Genomic DNA, 21844 nt, shown 5'->3' on the forward strand with positions numbered 1-21844 from the left:
TATGGCATCTGCAAATAAACAAATGACACAGCAAGAATTAAAGCAACGTTTAGAGCATGTGCTTTTTGCTGACATTGCCAATTTTTGGCTCGACTTGTACCGTCAAAAATATCGCCAGCTCGTTGATGATTTAGCAAAATGGGAGCTGTTACAAACGATCCCAGAACAAGAAGACGAGAACGATTGGCTACTGCGCCAGTCTATTGGATTTTTGCGTCATCAAGTAGAGCAAAAGCAACAGAACCTACAGCAACTAGATGCCGGCTACCTGTTATTTATTGAACGCATTAGTCATGCTGAAATAAGTGCTGAGAGAGAGTTTCATATTCTTGATTATGCAAAACAGCTCGGCGCAACAGATGAACAATTAAAACAAGACAAACAAGCATTTTCTCGTTGGTTTGATGAAGGCGCTGTCATTAACCGCTACCAAGACAGCATTGCCGATATTGAACAAACATTAAAATTTTTAATTGGTAAACTAGGCGATTTGAGTAACCGCTATCTACTAAATTATGCCAAAAATATTTCAAGTGCATGGCAATCTCTCGATTTAGAAAACTTTTTCCTAAATGTCTTGTCGCAAACAAAAAGCGAACATGTAAAAAATGCGCTATATCGCGCGCTAGCCAATCAAGTACAACTTATACATAACACAGTGGATGAACATGAGCTCAGCGCAAATTTAGTGGAAACATTAGTGTTAGCATTAGAGCAGCCTCATACACCACATTTAGCCCGATTAGATATTTTAGAAATCTTGATTCATCAACGCCCTACATACATTCGTGCATTTATGGCACAAATCATCAAAAATCAAGATCAATTTCAACTCAAAGATGATCAGCGTTTATTTCTATTAGCCGCTTTACCAAAAATTTTAGTCAGTCAATTGCATTTAACCAAGCACTGCGAAGATTTACTGCAACGTCTTGCTTGCCACACTTACCCAAGAGTAAGGCAAAGTGTTGTTGAGCAGTCGTTGTATTTTGATCTTCCTTTTTTACAAAGGCTGATCACCGAGCGACTCAAGCACGAAACAGAAGATTCAGTACGTTTTACATTAGTAAAACAATTAAGCAATGCACGCATGAGCACAGACGGGATAGCCTTTAGCTTATGGAAGGAGCTATTAAAGTCCAAACACAGTATACAAATTAAACGTTTAACCTTAGAGCTCAGCGCTAGAATAATGCTCAACTTACAACTTGAAACAGATGATCCAGACGCAATCTTCAAGCAGTTTATAGCGTGTTTAAATGACCAACTTAATCAAGAACCTAACCGCGCCGTTCGTCGATACATCACGAGAACGCGCGAACAACTGGTTTCATTTGCACACCAAACTAAGGTGGCATCTTTGGAGCATTCACTTCCACAATCTGATAAAACTCTGATAGATCAAAAGTCATTAGATGAAGAGCTATTAGGGCGCTTACTTAGCCGTAAAGCACAGCAAAATGAAGGCTACAATGTAACCAATAAAAAACATCATTGGCACATTCGTAATGGTTATCACAGCGCGTTTCGCATTTGGCGCTTTATTCATGAATGGCGAAATCCAAGTACTGATAAACGTCAAAGCTTTAACCACAGCGTAGCGAGAAAGCCTTCTGCATTTATGCATGTTCCTAGCTGCACGGTTGCTGAGATAAGTACAACAAGCGTTCCAGGAGAGCCACTGTTTGATGATAAAGAGCACTCAACACGCCCTCACCTTCCCTTACCTGATTTTTTATTATCAGTGTTAAGTCAAGACGATATAAAGCAAGCAGCAAAAACATACACACCTGACGGTATTTTATGTGTCACTCCACCTGCAACACTTTTTCAACGCGTAAAGACATACATTTGGTTGTCACTTAACCTTGAGCAACTAGATAACTTGCGAAAAGGTAACGATATTGAACAAAAAAACTATTTATCAAAACTCGAAAAAAACGGCTTTAAACTTGAGTTTAAGGCTTATGGTGAACAACTTGGTTGTCACTTTGAGGTTGAAGAAGGAATTAGTAACCTTTATAAAAAGTTAAGTGTTTCTCCGCTCTTTGTAAATGTGTGGCTTAGCTTTAAAGAGTATTTATATTCTATTTATCAAAACAGTATTGGCCAGTTAATATTTTTTGTACTGGGTTTTATGCTGTATTTTTGGGGCCGCCATGTCCATGTCAGTCAACGTATAAAAAGAGATAGAAAAGCAATCCCCGTTAGTATTGGAGGCTGGGGAACACGAGGTAAGTCAGGCACAGAAAGGCTCAAAGCAGCTCTTTTTAGTGGCCTAGCACTTAAAGTTATAACCAAAACAACTGGCTGTGAAGCCACGATGATATTTGCACGTTCAAACGGTGATCAATTTGAAGTACCTATATTTCGCCCTTTTGATAAAGCGAGTATTTGGGAACAAAGTGATATTTTACATTTTGCAAAAAATGTAAAAGCCGATGTTTTTTTATGGGAATGCATGGGGCTAACTCCTCGATACGTGAGGATTTTACGCCAATGGATGCAAGATAACTTTTCTACTATTACCAATGCATACCCTGATCATGAAGACATTTTAGGGCCTACAGGTATTGATGTTGCTAAAGAAATGGCTAATTTTATCGCACCAAATAACTTAGTATTTACCAGCGAACAAACGATGATGCCCATTCTAGAAAAGGATGCCACGCTAAAGAAAAGCACCCTTGTGCAAGTTCATTGGGGGGATGGTTATCAAATCCCCCCTGATATAAGAGCACTTTACCCTTACCAGGAGCACCCAGACAATATCGCTTTAGTGTGCAAGATGGCGGCACATATTGGCCTAGATAAAGACTTTGTATTTAAAGAAACATCACAACGTATCGTTCCTGATATTGGTGTTTTACAACACTTCACAGCAGCACCATTTAATGGCTTTAGCATGTCATTTGTTAATAGCATGTCTGCCAACGAACGTTTAGCAACTCTTGAAAATTGGAAGCGTTTAAACCTATTTGAATTATCAAACGATCCAACAAAACAGACCATAGCACTTATAAATAATCGTAATGACCGCGTTGCCCGTTCTAAAGTGTTTGCTGAGATTCTCGCTAACGATTTACCATTCGATAAAATGGTCGTGATAGGGACAAATGTAGATGGGTTTTATAGTTACTATATTCAAGCATTTACAGCTCGTTTAGAGCGAATAATCAAGAACAATGATCGCCAAGAGTTAGAATTATTATGCTCGCAATTACATTGTATTAAGGATTTTGACTCACTTATTACGCTATTTAATAGTGCGCTAGAGTCTACTTTGCCAACGCATGAGCTTGAGGGAATAACCAACCAAGCACGCTTAGATTCTTGGTTTAAAAATCAAGATTTTGACTTACCTAAACAACGCAAAACAAGTTTAAAAGATGTATTTGAGCATTATATAAGTTATAAAAAAATTCAGCCTTTATTTGATAACATTGAAAAAAACCAACAACAATTAAAACAAACTTTACTTAGCCTTGCACACAGTAAGTGTGTGCTCATAGATGACTCTCAAATTTCTGCCAACGAATTGACTGTTGAATTATCGACTTATGCTAGGCCTAACTGTCATCAAGTTATTGTAGGAATGCAGAACATCAAAGGGACAGGCCTTGGTTACGTTTACAGCTGGCAGCAGTGGCAACGTATTTACGACAATATTACAACATTACTTGATGAAAGTTGCTCTGCCGATCACTTTAGGCAAGCGTTAGCACGTCTATCACTCATTAATCAGTTCTCAGAACTTGAGGCCACCTATTTAAAGAATGCGATTATTCAAATCAGAAAAGCCCATCACGCACAAAATGAGTATAGCCAAGCTGAACTTCAACATATTACTGAGCGCCTAAGTAAACGCGCACATATAAAGAACGGCCAATCAGTTAAAAAGCAAAAAAGTACAATTAAGCGCTTCGCCACTCAAGTCGTAGAGTCTTTCTTAGAAGCCGGCGCTGCGGTAAAACGTAAAAAAATCGCTATCCGTGTTTATAAAGATATTGCAAACAATCGCATAACCTTGGAAAAAGCGATTGAAATCCTCGCTAAGCTAAACCGAAACCAGAAACCTGGTTGGCTTTCTTTTTCAAACGAAAAAAATAAATGACATGGATAAGACTTGAGTATAAAAGTTGCTAAATTCTTTTTTATTAGACCCCTGATAATTATTTAGACTTATGCACTAATTCAAGCCAACGTTCAATTACTACCAGATAAGTGATTTAAATTGTTCACACCCATCAAAAAATTATAAGTCACTAAAAAATAATAAATAATATTTTGTAGAGAAAAATCCAACGTAATAATACGAAAATTCCGAGTGTTCTACATTTGACCAAACCACCAAAAAATAGCAAAATAGTACCAATTAAAGTTAAACAAAATGTTAACAGAATCATTACTAGTCATCTTGTAGGAGATACTTTATGAAAAACTCAACCTTTAAGCTTGCTGCTCTACCTCTACTTTTAGCATCTAGCTTTACAATGGCCAGCAGCAACTTAGTTGTAAATGGTTCATTTGAAGACACAGCACAAGTTTCAGGAACTTGGAGCTTATTCAACAAAGTACCTGGCTGGCAACGCTCTGATAATGCGAAGTTTGAAATTCAAACAACAGCACTCAATATCGTCCCTTCACAAGATGGTACTCAGTATATCGAACTAGATTCAACAGCCAACTACAGTGTGTTTCAAACACTTGAAACACAAGCACAGCAAAACTATGAGATTAGCTTTTATTATTCAGCCCGTAGAGATGGTGATGAAACAACAAATAAAGCTAAAGTTTACTGGGATGGTGAACTTCTTGATACATTAAACGCATCAAGCCGAGGCTGGCAGAAGTTTACTTACACTGTTAAAGCTAACTCAAATAGTTCAGAACTTAAGTTTGTTGGTGCTGGGAAATCTGATTCTTATGGTGCTTTTATTGATGATGTAAAAGTATCGACGGCTTGCGCCTCTGGTCTATATGGTATTAATAACTTTGGTTCTAACGAAGAAGGTTACGTTTACTTTTTCAACACAGATACAAATACTTACTCAATAGTAGCTGGCTTGAATAATACAGCATCAAATATCGCTTCACATAATGGTGTGCTTTATTTCATGGAGCAATTAGACCGTTCAACAAAAGTATCGCAAATTCTTTCGCTTGATCTTGCTAACAACCAACAATCATTAGTATCACCAACTAAATCATACCCAATCTATCGCTCTGCAATGAGCGCTGATGGCACGACACTTCGTGCAACCAGCAAAACATACATGTATGACTTTGATTTAGCGACGGGTGATAAAACAGTGTTAGGCAAATTAACTTACCCGGGTGACTCTTTCTCTCACGGTGATATTGCTTACTCTGCAGATAACAATGTGCTTTATGTGTTAACAGGTAAAGCACTTTATACTGTTGATCAGGGTACGCTGGAGCTTTCTCTTATTGGTGAGCATAACGTAAATTGGGCATCAGGTATCGCTATTGCAGATGATGGGGCTATTTATGTATCTGGACGCGAAAGTGGCGAGAACGCTAAAATTTATCAATTAAATCAGAATACCGCTGAAGCTACTTTTGTAATGGAAGGACCTTCACACCTAAATGATTTGACATTTGTTGATGGTAATTATTGTAATTAATACCGACTAGAAAAAGTATCGGGCAATGTAAGTTGCCCGATTTTTTATGTAAAAAGCGTAATCCCCGCTAATTTCCCCTAATAGTCCACACAAAACAAAGTGCCTGAGCCTTATTTCATATTAACCTTGAGGATATTCAGTCCACTCCCCACCATCAAGCTGAATATACGGTCGCTCATTGATATACATCATTATAGTGTCTTCATTCTCAGCTACTTTAGGTGCCCGTGGCAAATCGTCAAGTAGTGAACCAATTGATGTATTTCCTGAGAACACATTAGTTCGTAGTGCACGGCTGATGATTTCAGATAGGGCAAAATAGCTCGTTGACTCACTGATCTCAATTAACCCCGAGTGAGTTATATTAGGCCCAATAAACTTAATCGCACTAGGAACTGAAACTATCTTAGGGCTTGGTATTTCTCGTAATCCTGAAAATTGAACCTTATCACCCTCTAAGGCTGCACCATGCTCAGGCACGAGCACTAATAACGTATTACGCTTTGCACTCTCAAGCTTATCAATAAACTGATTAATATCACTAAAAAGCTGTTTTTGTCTAATTGGGTAACTTTGTGGGCTGCTCATGCGGTCATAACCTGCAATTTGATTACCATCATGTAAGCTGATCGTATTGTAATAAAGCGCACGTGGTTTATTGCTCTTTTGCTGGGATGAAAGCCAGTTGGTTAGTACTTCTTGATCTGAGTAAATAGGTTTTCCATCAAACCCGAATTGAAAGGGTGAATAATTCGTAAAGTTTAATTTAGGAATATTTATGCCACCATATGAGTTTATTAACCCTTTAAAATCATCAAAGTGCCCATCGTGGTTCATAGCAACTGAGGTATCAAACCCCAGTTCAGCTAAATTTTCAAACAAGTAACACTGCTTAGGCACCGACTCAAAGAGTTGTGGTTGACTCGTTTGCCCACAGCTTGCTCGCAATAACCTAATAGCTGCTGGGCCACTATAGGATGTGGCTGAATTAAAATCACTAAACAAGACATCAAAATTACTAAATAGCTCACGCGGATCTACATCAATTGCATTTAGGTCTGCTGTTGATAAAGAGCACACATTGAGAATTAATACATCAAAAGGGTTTTCTGGCAATTGTTCAGGAAACACACTGGTTAATTGGCTTTGCTCTTGATAAAAACGTGTAAGCTGTTGTTGTGGAGAAAGTGATGCTCCCACATCAACTAATTGCTTTGCAGCAACCCGAGATTGTTTTTGTGATACTTGAGCTGGGACGACCTCAACATCAACGCTCGCTGAAGCCAGCCAATAAGCATAGCCAAACCCAACCAATGAAAGCGTAGTATAGCGAAGCCATTGATGAGTGTATCGGTAAAACACACACACTATGAAGAGGCTTAAAAACAATTCTAAGCTAACCACGCGCGCGCTTATTTCAATAAAATAATCTAGGCTAAAATCTTGTACATTGCCAACCTGCTTCAGTAAACGCGATATAGGCGGTAACCATGAATCATAATAAAATAAAATAATCGCAAATCCCCCTGCCAAAACGTGCTTAGCACGCTGCACTAAAGGGTGATTAAATGACAATGCCAAAAAAGCAAAGAAAGCTAAATTCTCTATAAAATGAAATGAAATTTCGCCACGCGCATATAAAGCAATTTTAATTAAAAAATAGACATTCCAAATACCTAAACCTGTTATTTTCACATTTTATCCTTCTTTTTAATACTCGGCTCATACGGCTTAAGTAATACATGCCTGAATGTCAGCTTTCGATAAAACCTCATAAAATGAACAAAAAGTGTTTTTGCGATATTGCTCAAAACGACCCCAAAGATTAACGCAACAACAAAAGTAATAAAAAACTGATTTAGGTTCATTTCATCGATTCCTTCAAACTCATTAAACAACGCGTTGCAAAAGGCCTAGTTACTTTTCTAAATTCAGGTGAATCTACCTTGGCTTTTGTATTATCGGCAGGTCGTTTATCAAATATATGACGAGTATTATCTTGTAATTGCATTGTATAATCAGGCACTTCAACAGCATCGTACTTATTTTTTAAACGCCTACATTCTTGCTGAATAAAGAAGTGGTCGGCGATTACAATTTTTGAATCGAAGAAATCAGCCACTTTTAACCTAAATAGATGTTTAATTGCATTTTCAACATCATGTTCACGACATGCATGCAAGTATAAGTATACTTGGTCATCGACAGTGCTAAACACATCCCCTTCGCGCTTAACATGGAACAGCTGTAAAGGATGTATCGCCTCTATACGGGGCAATAACCGTAATACCACTAACACGCCACTTACGCCCATATTCGCAGCAGAATCACTGTAATTCAATACCTGTTTTGCAAACTCTTTTAGTGGTAAAAACCCTTTTGAGAGCGAGCTTTCTGAATATTTCAAAACCTCTTCAATGTTGCTAGGCAAAGGCCTTGAAAACTGAAACCCCTGTATTGACTGAATCTGAGAAAGCAAACGAGATGGTTCTGAGAAACTGTATAAAATAAGGTTAACACCCAAGGTCAAAAACAAACATTCGTCTTGGTGGCGGATAATACCATCTACGTTCTGCACCACTAATTTTAACTTCTTACCACAGTGGTTCCTTAACGAAAAGCACTGGCTTGCTAAGGTTGCTAAATCTGTGTAGCGCGTCACAGCAAATACCAATGTGGCCGCTTTAACTTTTTTACCATGCTTAAACAGCGCTTCGTTATCGGCGACTGTTTTATAAAACACCGGTAATTTGGTGCCTTCTGGTACTGCTGTCTTAACTAACCACACATCATCTTCGTCAAAATTTTGATGCGGATTTTGCTCACTCAATTCACTTTTTGTGACCGCTTTTAATCGATCGCCAAAGACCTCTAGCTGAACAGACTCACCCGCCTTAACACCCTCACTGTAACTCCAATAATCATACTCAATAGTGCGTACAGCAGATTCATTTGAAATATAAACAATGCCATCAAAATATTTGTTGAGCACTTGCACATCTCTGCGTACTTGCGCAACTTCAATTCCTGTAACAATAAAGATGAATGTCAGTTGGTTTTTTTTCGCAAACTTATCGTATTGCTTCAGTCGTTCAGTTAACTGCGCTTGAGAGTGTCGCGTAAATAAGTCGGTATGAATGTGAAGCACAACCGTGGAGCCCGCAAGCTCATCATACACTTTCAGTTCATTCAGTAGGTTGTTAGTAAAACTAAGCTGCTTTTTTTGTGCGACAGCGTAATCAAATGAAAAAGAATGTACGTTGCCTCTTTCATGAAGAGCGTTTAAATTAGCGCCGTGGGCCGATTCGTAAAACAGTTCGATTTGAGATGATAAGATAAACAGGTGCGCTGACGAAGTGCTCGAGATAGCCTGCAAGGCAAACTCTATAACTTGATTATCTAGAGGAGATATAAATATGTATGTTGCATTGGCTTTGAGCTCGGTAAATGAGCTCGGCAACCCCTCTATATCGAATTCAGGCACGTCATATCCTATAATTAATACTTTTAGCTAGTTTTGTCCAACATTCTATATATAATGTTAACTAAGTCCATATCGAAACAAAATTTATAGCGTTTTATTTACAAGAGACAGTCTTAATGAATGAGTTTGCAGTAAAAAAATCAAATATCCTCACCCAGTACGATATTGATAATTTATTAAACCGATTTGGTGGCAAGACTTCATCCTATATTGAAATTGTTGATGTGCAAAAGAATAACCAAATAATTGAAAAATATCCTTTATTAAGCGATGTATCACGTTCTTGCGACATGTTTGATATTGCAATAAATACAAAATAATCGTTTATCAAATTATGAAAAAAGTGTTTCTCAAAGGAATTAAAGGCGGTACAGGTGCAACCTCGATTGTGGCTAATCTTGCCTGCGCGCTAAGAAAATCAGACGAAGATGTCATCGCTATTGATCTCGACCCTAAAAGTGACTTGGGCCTGCATTTTGGTTTACCGTGGGAGCATGCTTCTGGCTGGAGTAATTACCTGTCGTTTGAAAGTGCACTGGATGAGTTTCACATTGATGATGACGGTGTGATTTTTTTACCCTTTGGTACATTATCTGCCAACACACAACGTACCCAAAAAACGATTGAATCAGCACAACAACTGCAAGTAAATGACAACGCTTGGCTTTTATTTGACTGCCCTGCACACCAAGATATACAAGATTATGACTTGTCATCTCATGACATTGTTTTAGAAGTAATTAATTGTGATGCAGTGTGCCATAGCCTTATTTACAGACGCTTGCTCCAATTAAACCAATCTGCAAAAAAGTGGCAACATTATTTCTTAGTAAATAACTACAACTCCGCCAGTGAGCTCGAATCTGACTTGCTTCAAATATGGCAATCTGAAACCCCCTTGCTAGCACCTGTACATATTAATAAAGATGAGGTTATTAAAGAGTCTACTGCCTTTAGAAATGTAGCTGTCAATTGCGCCCCTTATAGTGTTGCCTACGATGATTTTGAAACGCTTGCTAGTTGGCTAGTTACTCGAGCAACAGATAATGATTAATCACAGTAACAAAACAAATGTGGCTGAACGATTATTCTCATTAACTCTAAGCCTATTTTTTACAAAAAAATTAGTGCGGTTTATTTTATTTAAATTTCATAGCTATTTTAATCACCACAAAGTAAGTGTGATTGGTGCTGTTTTAATGCCTTTTGCTTTATTGTTTATTTCATTATTCATTAAGTTGGATAACAATAAGAAAAAACGCATAAAAACAAAGTTAAAATACTTATACCCTCACGTATCTGAGCCAGTTTCGACACCAGCAAATATAGTTAGAGTGTTATTACAAAGCCTTTATTTAGCAACATTTAAAGTATCGACTAAACGCCAGCCTAGTGAAGCTGTGATAAAAACCAGCACCAAGCTCATTAGCAAAGCAGTTAGGTTAGTACGCTTTACTGACAGAAAGCTTACTCGGCGATTCAAAAAAATATGGCTACAGCTTAGAGTAGGAACTCAAAGCGAATCGTATCAACGTGTAAAAAAAGCAACTATTTGGAATAGTAAATTACTCAAAATTACCTTGTATTTTGTCATTGCTTTTACAGTCTTTGTATTTGTTACTGTACCATTTAGCCTTGAAGCACAAGCAATCTACATTAGCCTAATATTAATTGTTGCCTACTCCTTAAGACGCGTTAAAGGGCAAATTGCCACAATTACAATGATCACGCTTGCTGTCACAACCTCAACACGTTATTTATGGTGGCGCTATACTGATACACTCAATTGGGGGGACCCTGTTGCACTGGCTTTAGGTTTGGGCCTGCTACTCGCTGAAACGTACGCTTGGCTCGTGCTAATTTTAGGTTTCTTTCAGACAATCAATCCATTGCAGCGTAAGCCAATCCCGATGGATAGTGACACGTCTAAGTGGCCAACTGTTGATATCTATATCCCGACATACAACGAACCATTAAGCGTGGTTAAACCCACCGCTATTGCAGCACAAAGCATTGATTGGCCAGCAGATAAGTTAAATATCTATATTTTAGATGATGGTAAACGCGCTGAATTTGCACAGTTAGCAAAAGAGATAGGCGTTGGCTATTTAGACAGGCCTGATAATAGTCACGCAAAAGCGGGTAACATGAACCACGCAATGAAATACACTGATGGCGAGTATATTGCCATCTTTGATTGCGACCATATTCCAGCTCGTTCATTTTTACAAATGACCATGGGACAGTTTATGAATGATGAAAAAGTGTGTTTAGTGCAAACACCCCATCACTTTTTCTCAGCAGACCCATTTGAAAGAAACCTTGATAACCACCGCAAGATTCCGAACGAAAATATGTTGTTCTATGGATTAATTCAAGACGGCAATGACATGTGGGATGCGACCTTCTTTTGTGGCTCGTGTGCCGTTTTAAAGCGTAAAGCGCTTGACGATATTGGTGGTTTTGCCGTGGAGACGGTCACCGAAGATGCCCATACAGCATTGCGCATGCAGCGTGAAGGTTACAAAACGGCCTATATTAATATTCCACAAGCTGCAGGACTTGCAACTGACAGTTTGTCAGCGCATGTAGGCCAAAGAATAAGATGGGCCCGCGGTATGGCGCAAATTTTTAGGCTTGATAACCCATTACTTGGCAAAGGGCTCAGCTTAGTACAACGATTATGTTATATAAATGCAATGTTGCACTTTTTATCGGGCATTCCTCGTATTGTCTTTTTAACAGCCCCGCTGGCATTAATTTACTTCAATGCCTACATTATATACGCTCCTTTTACAGCTATTTTTTTATATATAGTGCCCACCTTAATGCAGGTCAAAATAACCAACTCCAGAGTTCAGGGTAAATTCCGATATTCGTTTTGGGGAGAAGTTTATGAATCTGTATTAGCATGGTACATATTAAAACCGACCACTGTAGCGCTTATTAACCCCAACAAAGGAAAATTTAATGTTACAGAGAAAGGTGGCTTGAACGACACCGCTCGTTACGACTGGCTAATATCAAAGCCCTATATCGTGTTATTATTAATAAACGTACTGGGTATGTGTTACGCCATTTTTCGATTGATTTTTGGTGATGTCTCACAAATAGGCGTTTTACTGATCAGTATGCTGTGGGTTAGCTACAACATCATTATTTTAGGCGCCGCGGTTGCCGTTGCAGCAGAAGCAAAACAAGTGCGTAGCTCTCATCGAATTAAAGCAAACTTCCCAGCGGCTATTCGGTTAGAAAACGGTCGTACGATTAAGGTTAAAATTACAGATTACTCTGACAGTGGTGTTGGTATCGAAACCATTAGTGACCACCCTTGTCGTGAAAATGATAAAGTTGAGTTGTTAATGAGCCGAGGCAAAAAGCAATTTTCATTTCCGACTTATATTTGCAACACCCGTAAAACACAAATTGGCTTAACATTACGCGATCTTGATTTAGCTAAACAAAAAGCATTTATCCAATGTACCTTCTCAAGAGCGGATGCTTGGATAGATTGGCAAGAAAACTTTAAACACGATAGACCTTCTTACAGCTTTAAACATGTTTGTATTACCAGCTTGAGAGGATTTACCAATTTGATTTATCATGCGCCAAGTCAATTTAAGCCATTTATAATTTTGATGGCAAACATAATTAACTTTGTAGTGTCGTTATTACCGAAAAAACCAATAAAGTATTATAACCAATATGACTAAATATATATTTAAACCTGCCTTTGTAATTTTAGTGTTGTGCAGCTCTTTATTTGCAGCCGCATCAGAGCCACTTGCAGATAAAAGTATTTTTGATGCCGGGTACCCAGAACAAGCACCAACGCAAAGTTTGACGCTGAGCTTTAAGCGTTTGGGGGTTAATAAATACAAACTCGATGGTATAAACAACGCAACAACTGTTGATTTTACTAACCGATTAGACAAAATTGGTAAAAAGCTAACGCTTAACTTTTCTTATAGCCATTCCCCTGCATTAATTAGCAGAGTATCGCATCTAAAAATATACTTTAATGACAACCTAATCACGGTTATGCCCATTAATGACCACAACAAAAAAATAGAGTCACTGGCAACACACAGCCTTGAGTTAAACCCAAAGTTCATCAAAGACTTTAACCAAGTACGCTTTGAGCTGGTTGGCTACTACGATTTAATTTGCCAAGACGATTTTAGTAAAACAATTTGGACTGAACTTAGTCAAAATAGCGCTATCATGCTTGACCAACAAGCGCTTGCACTTGAAAGCTTACTGGAATACCTACCAGCGCCATTTTTTGATGAACGAGATTACACTCAACTCACGCTGCCGTTTATTTTCACATCTAAAACAGATAAAAACACGCTTGAAGCTGCGGCAACTTTATCAAGCTGGTTTGGAGCGAAAGCTGATTGGCGCAAAGCAAGTTTTCCGGTCTCATTTAATAAAACACCGACTCAGCATAGCGTTGTATTTGCTACAAATGACAATAAACCAGATTTCTTACTTGATTACCCAGATGTCACTAAACCAACCATTGAGATTATTTCAAGCCCAATTAATCGATACGCAAAAGTGTTACTTATTCTAGGCAAGGATACTAATCAGTTAAAAGAAGCCGCGCTTGGTTTAGCATTCGGCCATAAAGTTATGACCGGCCGTACTGCAAGCGTTAATGCGATCAATCAATTACCTTTGAGAAAAGCTTACGACGCACCTCGCTGGGTTCGCTCAGATAGACCGGTTGCCTTTGAGGAGTTTGTCGAATACCCCAATCAGTTGCAATCTCAAGGCGTTCAAGGACGGCCAGTAAATTTAGATGTTCGTTTTGCACCAGATTTATTTACCTGGCGTAAAGAAGGTATTCCTATTGACTTACATTACCGTAATGCACCTGCCGATGAAGCATTACTTTCACGATTAAATATGCTTATCAACGGAAAGTTCATTAACGGTTTTGTATTGGCAACCGACAGCTCGCAAATTGTCGAATCAAACAGTTTTATGCCGCTGCTGAACAATAACAATATGGCCCATACGCAACGTGACTTTGAGCTAACAGGATTAGATCTTAGTAAGAAAAACCAGCTAACATACGACTTTAAATTTGGTGTTGTAAAAGCAGGGAAATGTAGCGCTGTGCCTGCCGGTGGTGAGTACGGCGTTATCGATGGAAGCTCAACTATAGACGTGAGTGACTTTCACCATTACATTGCCTTACCCAACCTAAACGTGTTTGCAAACAGTGGTTTTCCCTTTACAAAGTACGCTGATTTACACCAAACAACCCTTATTATTGAACCAAATAGTTCAGCGCAAGCTGTCGAATTACTCCTTAATTTTACTGGCCACTTAGGCCAAATTACAGGCTACCCTGCACACCGTTTAAGCATCGCATTTCCAACTAGTGATCTAGATTTATCACAGAACGATATTCTTATTATTGGTAAACCCGATGCACTAAATTCTGAACTACCAAAAGACACAGCTATCAGCGTGCTATTAAAAAACAATCAGCGTATCGTCAATCAGGCCATATATAACGGTGCCTATCATGATAATGAACCTGAAAAAATTAATGTAAGCATTAATAGTAGAGGCAAGCTTGGGATAATTGCAGGGTATCAATCGCCGTTCAATTCAGATCGTTCTGTCGTATCAATGATCGCGACTTCAGATAGTGCATATACACTGTTAAGTGATTCGTTAATTAACGACACCATCACGGCACAAATTAAAGGCAGTGCAACGGTCATCAGTAACAAAGGAGTTAAAACAATAAACACTGACGACCTGTATTATGTTGGTCAGATCCCTATCCATACTTTGATTTGGTTTCATTTCTCTGATCATCCATTTGTTTTGGCCTTTTTATCTATTTTAATACTACTGCTTATCTCATTTTTACTTTGGCGATTACTCGGTATATTAACTCAAAAACGTTTATCTGAAGGGGACGAATAATGAAAAATACGTACATTAAGATTTATTCATTATTGGCTTTTCTACTGTTCACAACAACAAGCTTCGCGCAAACAATGTGTGAACCTTGGACACAATGGGAAACCTTCAAAAATCACTTTATCACCTCGGATGGTCGCGTAATCGACTTAGGCAGCAAACAATCGATCACCACATCTGAAGGACAATCCTACGCGTTATTTTTTGCATTAATAGCAAATGACCGCGTAACGTTTGATAAAGTGCTAGATTGGACAGAGGTTAATCTCGCTGAAGGTGATTTGAGCACGCGCCTTCCAGCGTGGCAATGGGGTATTAATGATGATGGACAAGAGTCGATATTGGACTCAAACCCAGCATCGGATTCTGATTTATGGATTGCATACGCGCTCTCTCAAGCGGGAATACTTTGGCAAGATAGACGTTACAGTGTACTCGCTGCGGTAATGGCCAAACGGATCATGCGTGAAGAAACCGCATACATCCCTAACTTGGGACTGTCTTTGTTACCTGCGCCAAGTGGCTTTGAATATAAAAATGATCAATACAAACTCAATCCAAGCTATGCCCCTCTTTTTATTCTCCGTCAATTAAGTCAATTGTACCCTCACTCTCCTTGGCAAAAACTGCATGATAACTCCGCTCAAATGATACTCGAAACGAGTAAAGAAGGTGTTAGCCCTGATTGGGTAATGTATCAACCAAGTAAAGGGTTTTATTACGATAAAACAACCTCTGATCTAGGGAGCTATAACGCTATACGTGTTTATTTATGGGCCAGTATGATGGCAGAAGATGCTCCTTACAGAGAGACGTTAGTAAAACAATTTAAACCAATGTCAGACCATGTTGTTAGATTATCTAGCTCCCCTCTAAATACTTATGCAAAAACAGGGAAAGTACAAAAATATGGCCCGCGAGGATTTGATGCGGCACTACTGCCCCTGCTCGCTGTATTTAATGAAGACGAGGCAATGACTGCGTTGCAGCAAAAATTGATGATCGATACTTCGTTTACAAAAAGTCGTTACTACGACAGTGTTTTATACTTATTTGGTACGAGTACCGTAAACAAGCAATTCGCTATCGATGAAATGGGGAAATTGACACCTCATTGGAGCACTGAATGTCGCTAAAAGGATTGATAGGTGTTTCACTGTTAAGTACCTTTTATTTTACATCAGGCCCGTTGCTTGCCCAATCAGCGAAAGATTTAGATACGCAATCAATTAATTGGCTTGTGAGCCAAATTGAGTTAGGTGAAATTCAAAAAAACACCTTACTCATGACTGACAGCTTAGATAAGTTAATGAGTATTGCACCCAATAACGTGCTGGCAAGATGCGCTCAGGCACGCGTATATTTAGCGTTAAACAACCCAACCAGAGCGCAAATAGTTATAGATCAGTTTAGTAAGCTGGATAACTCACAGCATTGCGTTAAACAGCTGAAAGTATTTGCTAAAGTAAGCACTAAAGAGAAGCAACAAGTTCAAAAAGCCCGTTTATTGGCTAAAGCGGGGCAATACCAGCAAGCTGTAAAAATATATGATGTATTGTTTTCCCCCGTTTATCCTAATTCTGAATATGAATTTGAACATATTAGCTGGATTGCAGTAGATACAAATAATTGGCAAGAGGCACTTAAAGGGTATCAGTCACTTCGTAAGCGCTACCCTAATATAGGCCGGTATGATATTGCTTATGCAAGACACCTATTAAAGCGTGATCCACAAAGTAAAAAGGCGTTTGAGATATATACTCACTATGCACACAGTAATCAATACAGTGTTGCAGCAGAGTTTGCTTGGCTCGATGCACTAAGAAATTTGCCAATTACTAAAGAGACTAGCCTCGCCTACCGTGAATACATTAGTCACTACCCTAACAGCAGCAAAGGTAAATTACAGTTTTCAGACTTTAAAGCTGATTTAAAAAACGAATTAATTAAACAGGCAGATCCGGCTTATAAGCTTTGGGTGAGAGGTGCAAATGCACTTGAAAAGAAGCAATATGTGAAAGCTGAAAACTTATTGCTTCGTGCATACCAAGGTAGGCCTGATGATCACGAAGTATTAAATAGCTTAGGCTTACTAAACCTCCGCCAAGGTAGAAATGAAAAAGCGTATAAATATTTCAAAGAAGCACAACGAAGTACGCTTGAGGTTGATTTAGTATCTGTATACCGAAACTTAGCTAAAACGGCCAAGTTTTGGCAATACATAGAACAAACTCAACTTGCTATTGCTGCACAGCAATTTAAACGTGCCCAGCTGAAACTAAATTTAGCAGATACCTTAGCTGAGAGTCCTGATACCGTTAATTATTACAGAGCTGAAGTATATAAAGCACAAGGCAACTATCAGCAAGCCATGCAGTTTTATAATAAAGTGTTAGCTAATGACCCAATAAATAACTCTGCATTGCGTGGTATGTTAGAAATATTAAGTGTTGATAATAACTTTGATAGAATTAATCAGTTTTATTACCAACTTTCACGGGCTCAACAACAAGCTATAATTGAAGATTATACCGTATTACAAAGCCAGCAATTGCGTCAAAGAGCGACTATGTTAGTCGAACAAGGCCAACTTGACGACGCGGTTGAGTTACTTTTGGTAGCGATTAAACAAACCCCTCGGGAAAGCTGGCTGTACTATGATTTAGCGAATGTATACCAACAACAAGGTTTAAATACTCACGCCAAAGCGCTTTATAATAGAACATTGTGGCAATTTCCGCTTGATGCCGAATTACGATACAGCCATGCTATATTTCTTAGTTCACTTAATGATTATCAAGGCGCGTTAGATACGCTTCAATATATTCCCAACAACGCTCGAACAAGTGATATTGAGCAATTTGCCCAACAACTGTCTGTGAATGCAAAACTCGATAAACTTGAAAATAATAACCCTGTGGATAGAGCCACAATAATTTACAACCTCACAGAGCTAGGTGCTCAGCCTTTAACTCCACTAATGCAAGCTGAACTTGCCGTTCAGTGGCAACAAATTAACGAGTTACAATATGCCACTAGGCAACTAAAAATTGCCTTAGAGCGCGATAATACCTTAAGTCCATATTGGCATATGACCTATGGGCAGTGGCTTTTAGATAGTGGTAACGAGCAGCAAATAAAACACTGGTTTACCAATTATCAATTACCTCAACAGGCAACCGTCGATGATCAGGTGCGCTGGTTATCATTGCAAGTTGCTCATATAAATAAGTTTAACGAACCACAGCAACGATTGAATAAGTTAAACAGCCTTGCCAAAAGCTCATCTAATAATCCAGCAGTCATTGAGGCTATGATTGCAGCAAACATTGAGCTAAATCGTTCAAAAGCAGCCATAGACTTATATTTACAACAGCAACAAACAGGAAGCACTTTATCGTCTGACACTCAGCTGGCGGTAGCGCAAATTAGCCGAGAGCAAGGTAACTACGCATTATCTGATAATATCATTGCTTCACTAATCGAAAATGTTCAACCAGATCAGTTGTATCAACAGCAGCTTTTAATGACTGCGCTGATAGATTTAAATGATGATACCAATGCTATTGATTTAGCAAAAAGCTTATTAGTTAAATCTGATTATAATCAAGAAATGTATTATCAAGCAGCCCAAGTTGCGCAAAGTAAAAAACAGCCTTTTTATGCTGAAACTTGGTACAAAGAGGCCATTGAGCCACACAGCAGCATAAAGGCAAGCAACGACCCTGCGCTTAATTATAAGCTATACAGATTAGACGACGAGGCCCCGTGGTATATTAATAATGCTAAACGTGAGTTAGCCTCTATGGTAGAACACAATCAGGCTTATATTACAGCAGGTATTAATTTTAGTAGTCAAACAAGCACACAAAATCAATCAAGCCTTGGGGCTGGTACTATTCCTATAGAAGCGGGATTCCCATTATGGGATGGCTTAGCAATAATCAAGCTTGACCCTGTGGCAATTTCAAGCCAAGAAACGCGCTTTGACGAGACATTTGCAGGCAGCCGTTATGGGCAAGGTGCCTTATGTATTTTGGGCTGCCCATTAAATAGTATTGAGCCAAAGCAAGAAGGTATTGATATTGGTTTAGCTTGGCAAAATGACACCTGGCGATTTGACGTTGGTACTACCCCCATTGGTTTTTTAGTTGAAGATATTGTTTGGGGTGTCGATTATAGCGACAGTTTTGGCGACTTTGGTTACAGTGTGACATTAAATAAGCGCCCAGTTACAAGCTCAGTCTTATCCTATGGCGGACTAGAAGATGTGTTCACCAACCAAGTTTGGGGGGGTGTTCGAGCAACGAGTTTACGCTTAAATGTATCGCACGACCTAGGTCTTGAGTGGGGATTTTGGGGCTCAACTGATTTTCAGTTACTACAAGGCAAAAATGTAAAAGATAACCAGCAGTACAGCATCATGGGCGGTGCATATAACCGTTACATTCAAGAAAAAGATATTGAATTAACCCTAGGTGCAAGCCTTTTACATTGGTCATATAAGTACAATTTAAGTGAAGAGACCTTTGGCCATGGCGGGTATTATAGCCCACAAAGTTATCTAGGCGCTTCTGTTCCAATTACTTTTGATCATCGCTTAAATAATGATTTTATATATAGATTACGTGCTGGTGTTTCTTGGTCGACCACAACAAATGATGACAGTGAGTTCTTTCCCAATGACCCACTCCTACAGTCTCAGGCAATGCAAAGAGAATCAATCACGGGCGTTAATCCTTTCTTTGAAGGAGATAAAAGTGCTGGTATTTCATATAGCTTAGGGGGAAGTTTTGAATATCGATTTACGCCTCATTGGTTCTTTGGTGGCTTTTTTAACTTAGATCGTGCTGATTTTTATGAACCCAATTTTGGCCAGCTTTATTTTAGGTATTACTTTAAACCTGTTTACACTGAAATGGTTTTCCCAGGCACTCCTGTTGTACCTTATGCTAGCTATTAACGCAGGGTGGTGAGGTACAACCAGTACTAACTATCGCAATCACTTCCCCTGACCATAAGGTCTATGTATACTTACCCGCAATTGTAGCTAGGATAAGGGTGTGACTCTTACCACTAAGTTATCGCTTAGTTAGCAAACCATTACCTTAGCTGCATTAGAAAACATTCATGGCCGCCCGTTCAAAAAGTGCGTTAAAGCACGAACGAATAAAGCAATAAATATAAGGCCGCAATAATAATATAAGTTAGGAAGTAAATATGAGTTCATCTTCAACTGGGGGCTTTTTTGGCCACCCAAAAGGACTTTCAACACTGTTCTTCACTGAAATGTGGGAACGAATGAGCTATTACGGCATGCGTGCCTTATTAGTACTTTTCATGACCGCTAGTTTGCAAGAAGAAGGACTAGGTTTTACTGTCGCCTCCGCCGCTGCAATTTATGGTTTGTACACTGGTGCAGTTTACTTTTTAGGTTTACCCGGTGGTTGGCTAGCTGACCGTCTGTTTGGTGGCCAAAAAGCGGTATGGTATGGCGGTATCATAATCATGATCGGCCATATTATATTGGCTATCCCACATGAATATTCATTTTTCATCGGCCTGGTTTTTGTTGCCACAGGTACGGGTCTATTAAAGCCAAATATAAGTGCTATGGTCGGATTGCTATACAGCAGTGAAGACGAGCGCCGTGACAGTGGTTATGCAATTTACTACATGGGCATCAACTTAGGCTCAATCATCGGTTATTATGTGTGTGGTTACTTCATGGAAAATGTAGGCTGGCATTGGGCTTTTGGTGCTGCTGCTGTGGGTATGGGTATTGGTCTTATTCAATATCATTTAACAACCAAACACTTGCCGAGTAATAGTGCTCAGCCAGCTAACCCGCTAAGTGCAAGAGGTATTACACGCGCTTGGTTTGGTATCGCTACTTTTATAATCGTTGTTGCATCAATCGTTGCAGCTGCAATGACTGGCCACCTAATCATTGACCCTGTTGTTATAGCTGGCTACGTTGCAATCGCATTCACACTTATTTTCTTCGCTTACTTTGGCATTATCTATTTCAAAGGCAAGCTGACTGAAGCTGAAAAACGCCGTATGTGGGCACTGTTTTTAGTGTGTGTAGCCTCAGCGTGTTTTTGGTCTGGCTTTGAACAAGCAGGCTCATCGCTAAACTTATTTGCACGTGATTACACTGACCGTTTAATTGGTTCTTTTGAAATCCCAACCGCGTGGTTCCAATCACTAAACGCTATTTTTATTATTGTTCTGTCACCGTTTTTTGCGGCGCTATGGATTAACTTATCTAAAAAAATGATCTCACCTTCATACAGCGTCAAATGCGCGATTGGCTTAATCATCATGGCTTCTGGCTTTTTAGTGATGTTTATGGCTGCTCATTACGCTGCAGAGGGTTTAAAAGTAGCGCCATACTGGCTAGTTACTACCTACTTCTTACACACTGTGGGTGAACTATGTTTAAGCCCAGTAGCATTAAGCGCAGTAAGCCGTTTGTCACCGAAGCGTTTCTCTGGCCAGATGATGGGTGTATTCGTATTAACTTATTCTATCGGTAATATCATCGCAGGCTTATTAGCTGGTGGTTTTGATCCGAACAACATGGAAGAAATTCCTTACCTGTACTTACAAATTGCACTCTTTAGCATAGGCGTAGGTATTATATTAGTGCTAATGAGCTTCAAAGCTAAAATCTGGGAAAAACAAGGGCTAACTGAAAACAACGTTTGAAAATAAAGCGTTAGTTTTTATAAATTGATACCCTCGTATCAACTTTGGT

The 21844-nt window shown here is 39.0% G+C and carries 11 protein-coding genes; 9 read left to right on the forward strand and 2 right to left on the reverse strand.

Annotated elements, in window-relative coordinates; genetic code table 11:
* Window position 1 precedes the first annotated feature (1 nt).
* Window positions 2–4114 (forward strand): poly-gamma-glutamate synthase PgsB, encoded by a 4113-nt coding sequence (locus C7Y70_RS07195; RefSeq protein WP_245321405.1) that lies wholly within the window; start codon window positions 2–4, stop codon window positions 4112–4114.
* Window positions 4115–4433: 319 nt separating this feature from the next.
* Window positions 4434–5648, forward strand: coding sequence for a DUF642 domain-containing protein (locus tag C7Y70_RS07200; protein WP_135474001.1), 1215 nt, complete (start codon window positions 4434–4436; stop codon window positions 5646–5648).
* A 120-nt stretch (window positions 5649–5768) separates the two neighbouring features.
* Here C7Y70_RS07200 and bcsG read toward each other — a convergent pair whose 3' ends face one another.
* Together bcsG and bcsE are read right to left on the reverse strand one after the other, a co-directional pair.
* On the reverse strand, window positions 5769–7343 hold the full coding sequence (bcsG, locus tag C7Y70_RS07205; RefSeq protein WP_135474003.1) for a cellulose biosynthesis protein BcsG: 1575 nt from the start codon (window positions 7341–7343) through the stop codon (window positions 5769–5771).
* A 169-nt stretch (window positions 7344–7512) separates the two neighbouring features.
* Window positions 7513–9132, reverse strand: coding sequence for a cellulose biosynthesis protein BcsE (gene bcsE, locus C7Y70_RS07210; RefSeq protein ID WP_135474005.1), 1620 nt, complete (start codon window positions 9130–9132; stop codon window positions 7513–7515).
* A 116-nt stretch (window positions 9133–9248) separates the two neighbouring features.
* Here bcsE and bcsR point away from each other — a divergent pair, with 116 nt between their 5' ends.
* From bcsR to C7Y70_RS07245, 7 genes are all read left to right on the forward strand, one after another.
* Window positions 9249–9452 (forward strand): BcsR/BcsP family cellulose biosynthesis protein, encoded by a 204-nt coding sequence (gene bcsR / locus C7Y70_RS07215; RefSeq protein WP_099294538.1) that lies wholly within the window; start codon window positions 9249–9251, stop codon window positions 9450–9452.
* Between the two features lie 14 nt (window positions 9453–9466).
* A complete protein-coding gene (bcsQ, locus tag C7Y70_RS07220) occupies window positions 9467–10186 on the forward strand; it encodes a cellulose biosynthesis protein BcsQ (RefSeq protein ID WP_135474007.1) in 720 nt (239 codons plus the stop codon).
* A complete protein-coding gene (gene bcsA, locus C7Y70_RS07225; protein ID WP_135474009.1) occupies window positions 10179–12845 on the forward strand; it encodes a UDP-forming cellulose synthase catalytic subunit in 2667 nt (888 codons plus the stop codon). The genes bcsQ and bcsA overlap by 8 nt, the downstream gene beginning before the upstream one ends.
* Window positions 12838–15084 (forward strand): cellulose biosynthesis cyclic di-GMP-binding regulatory protein BcsB, encoded by a 2247-nt coding sequence (gene bcsB, locus C7Y70_RS07230; RefSeq protein ID WP_135474011.1) that lies wholly within the window; start codon window positions 12838–12840, stop codon window positions 15082–15084. The genes bcsA and bcsB overlap by 8 nt, the downstream gene beginning before the upstream one ends.
* Window positions 15084–16217, forward strand: a complete 1134-nt coding sequence (gene bcsZ, locus C7Y70_RS07235) for a cellulose synthase complex periplasmic endoglucanase BcsZ (RefSeq protein WP_135474013.1) — start codon at window positions 15084–15086, stop codon at window positions 16215–16217. Before bcsB ends, bcsZ begins: the two co-directional genes overlap by 1 nt.
* Window positions 16208–20044, forward strand: a complete 3837-nt coding sequence (locus C7Y70_RS07240; RefSeq protein ID WP_135474015.1) for a cellulose synthase subunit BcsC-related outer membrane protein — start codon at window positions 16208–16210, stop codon at window positions 20042–20044. Before bcsZ ends, C7Y70_RS07240 begins: the two co-directional genes overlap by 10 nt.
* A gap of 257 nt (window positions 20045–20301) precedes the next feature.
* Window positions 20302–21795: a peptide MFS transporter gene (locus C7Y70_RS07245; protein WP_135474017.1), complete on the forward strand. Its 1494-nt coding sequence runs from the start codon at window positions 20302–20304 to the stop codon at window positions 21793–21795.
* Window positions 21796–21844 lie beyond the last annotated feature (49 nt).

The organism is Pseudoalteromonas sp. KS88 (assembly GCF_004766475.1).
In the GTDB taxonomy this organism is placed as follows: domain Bacteria; phylum Pseudomonadota; class Gammaproteobacteria; order Enterobacterales; family Alteromonadaceae; genus Pseudoalteromonas.

Excerpts from the sequence above, each read along its gene's own strand:
- bcsB (WP_135474011.1), top strand. The coding sequence starts at position 12,838 with ATGACTAAATATATATTTAAACCTGCCTTTGTAATTTTAGTGTTGTGC.
- C7Y70_RS07245 (WP_135474017.1), top strand. The coding sequence starts at position 20,302 with ATGAGTTCATCTTCAACTGGGGGCTTTTTTGGCCACCCAAAAGGACTT.
- C7Y70_RS07195 (WP_245321405.1), top strand. The coding sequence starts at position 2 with ATGGCATCTGCAAATAAACAAATGACACAGCAAGAATTAAAGCAACGT.
- bcsQ (WP_135474007.1), top strand. The coding sequence starts at position 9,467 with ATGAAAAAAGTGTTTCTCAAAGGAATTAAAGGCGGTACAGGTGCAACC.
- bcsA (WP_135474009.1), top strand. The coding sequence starts at position 10,179 with ATGATTAATCACAGTAACAAAACAAATGTGGCTGAACGATTATTCTCA.
- bcsZ (WP_135474013.1), top strand. The coding sequence starts at position 15,084 with ATGAAAAATACGTACATTAAGATTTATTCATTATTGGCTTTTCTACTG.
- bcsR (WP_099294538.1), top strand. The coding sequence starts at position 9,249 with ATGAATGAGTTTGCAGTAAAAAAATCAAATATCCTCACCCAGTACGAT.
- C7Y70_RS07200 (WP_135474001.1), top strand. The coding sequence starts at position 4,434 with ATGAAAAACTCAACCTTTAAGCTTGCTGCTCTACCTCTACTTTTAGCA.
- C7Y70_RS07240 (WP_135474015.1), top strand. The coding sequence starts at position 16,208 with ATGTCGCTAAAAGGATTGATAGGTGTTTCACTGTTAAGTACCTTTTAT.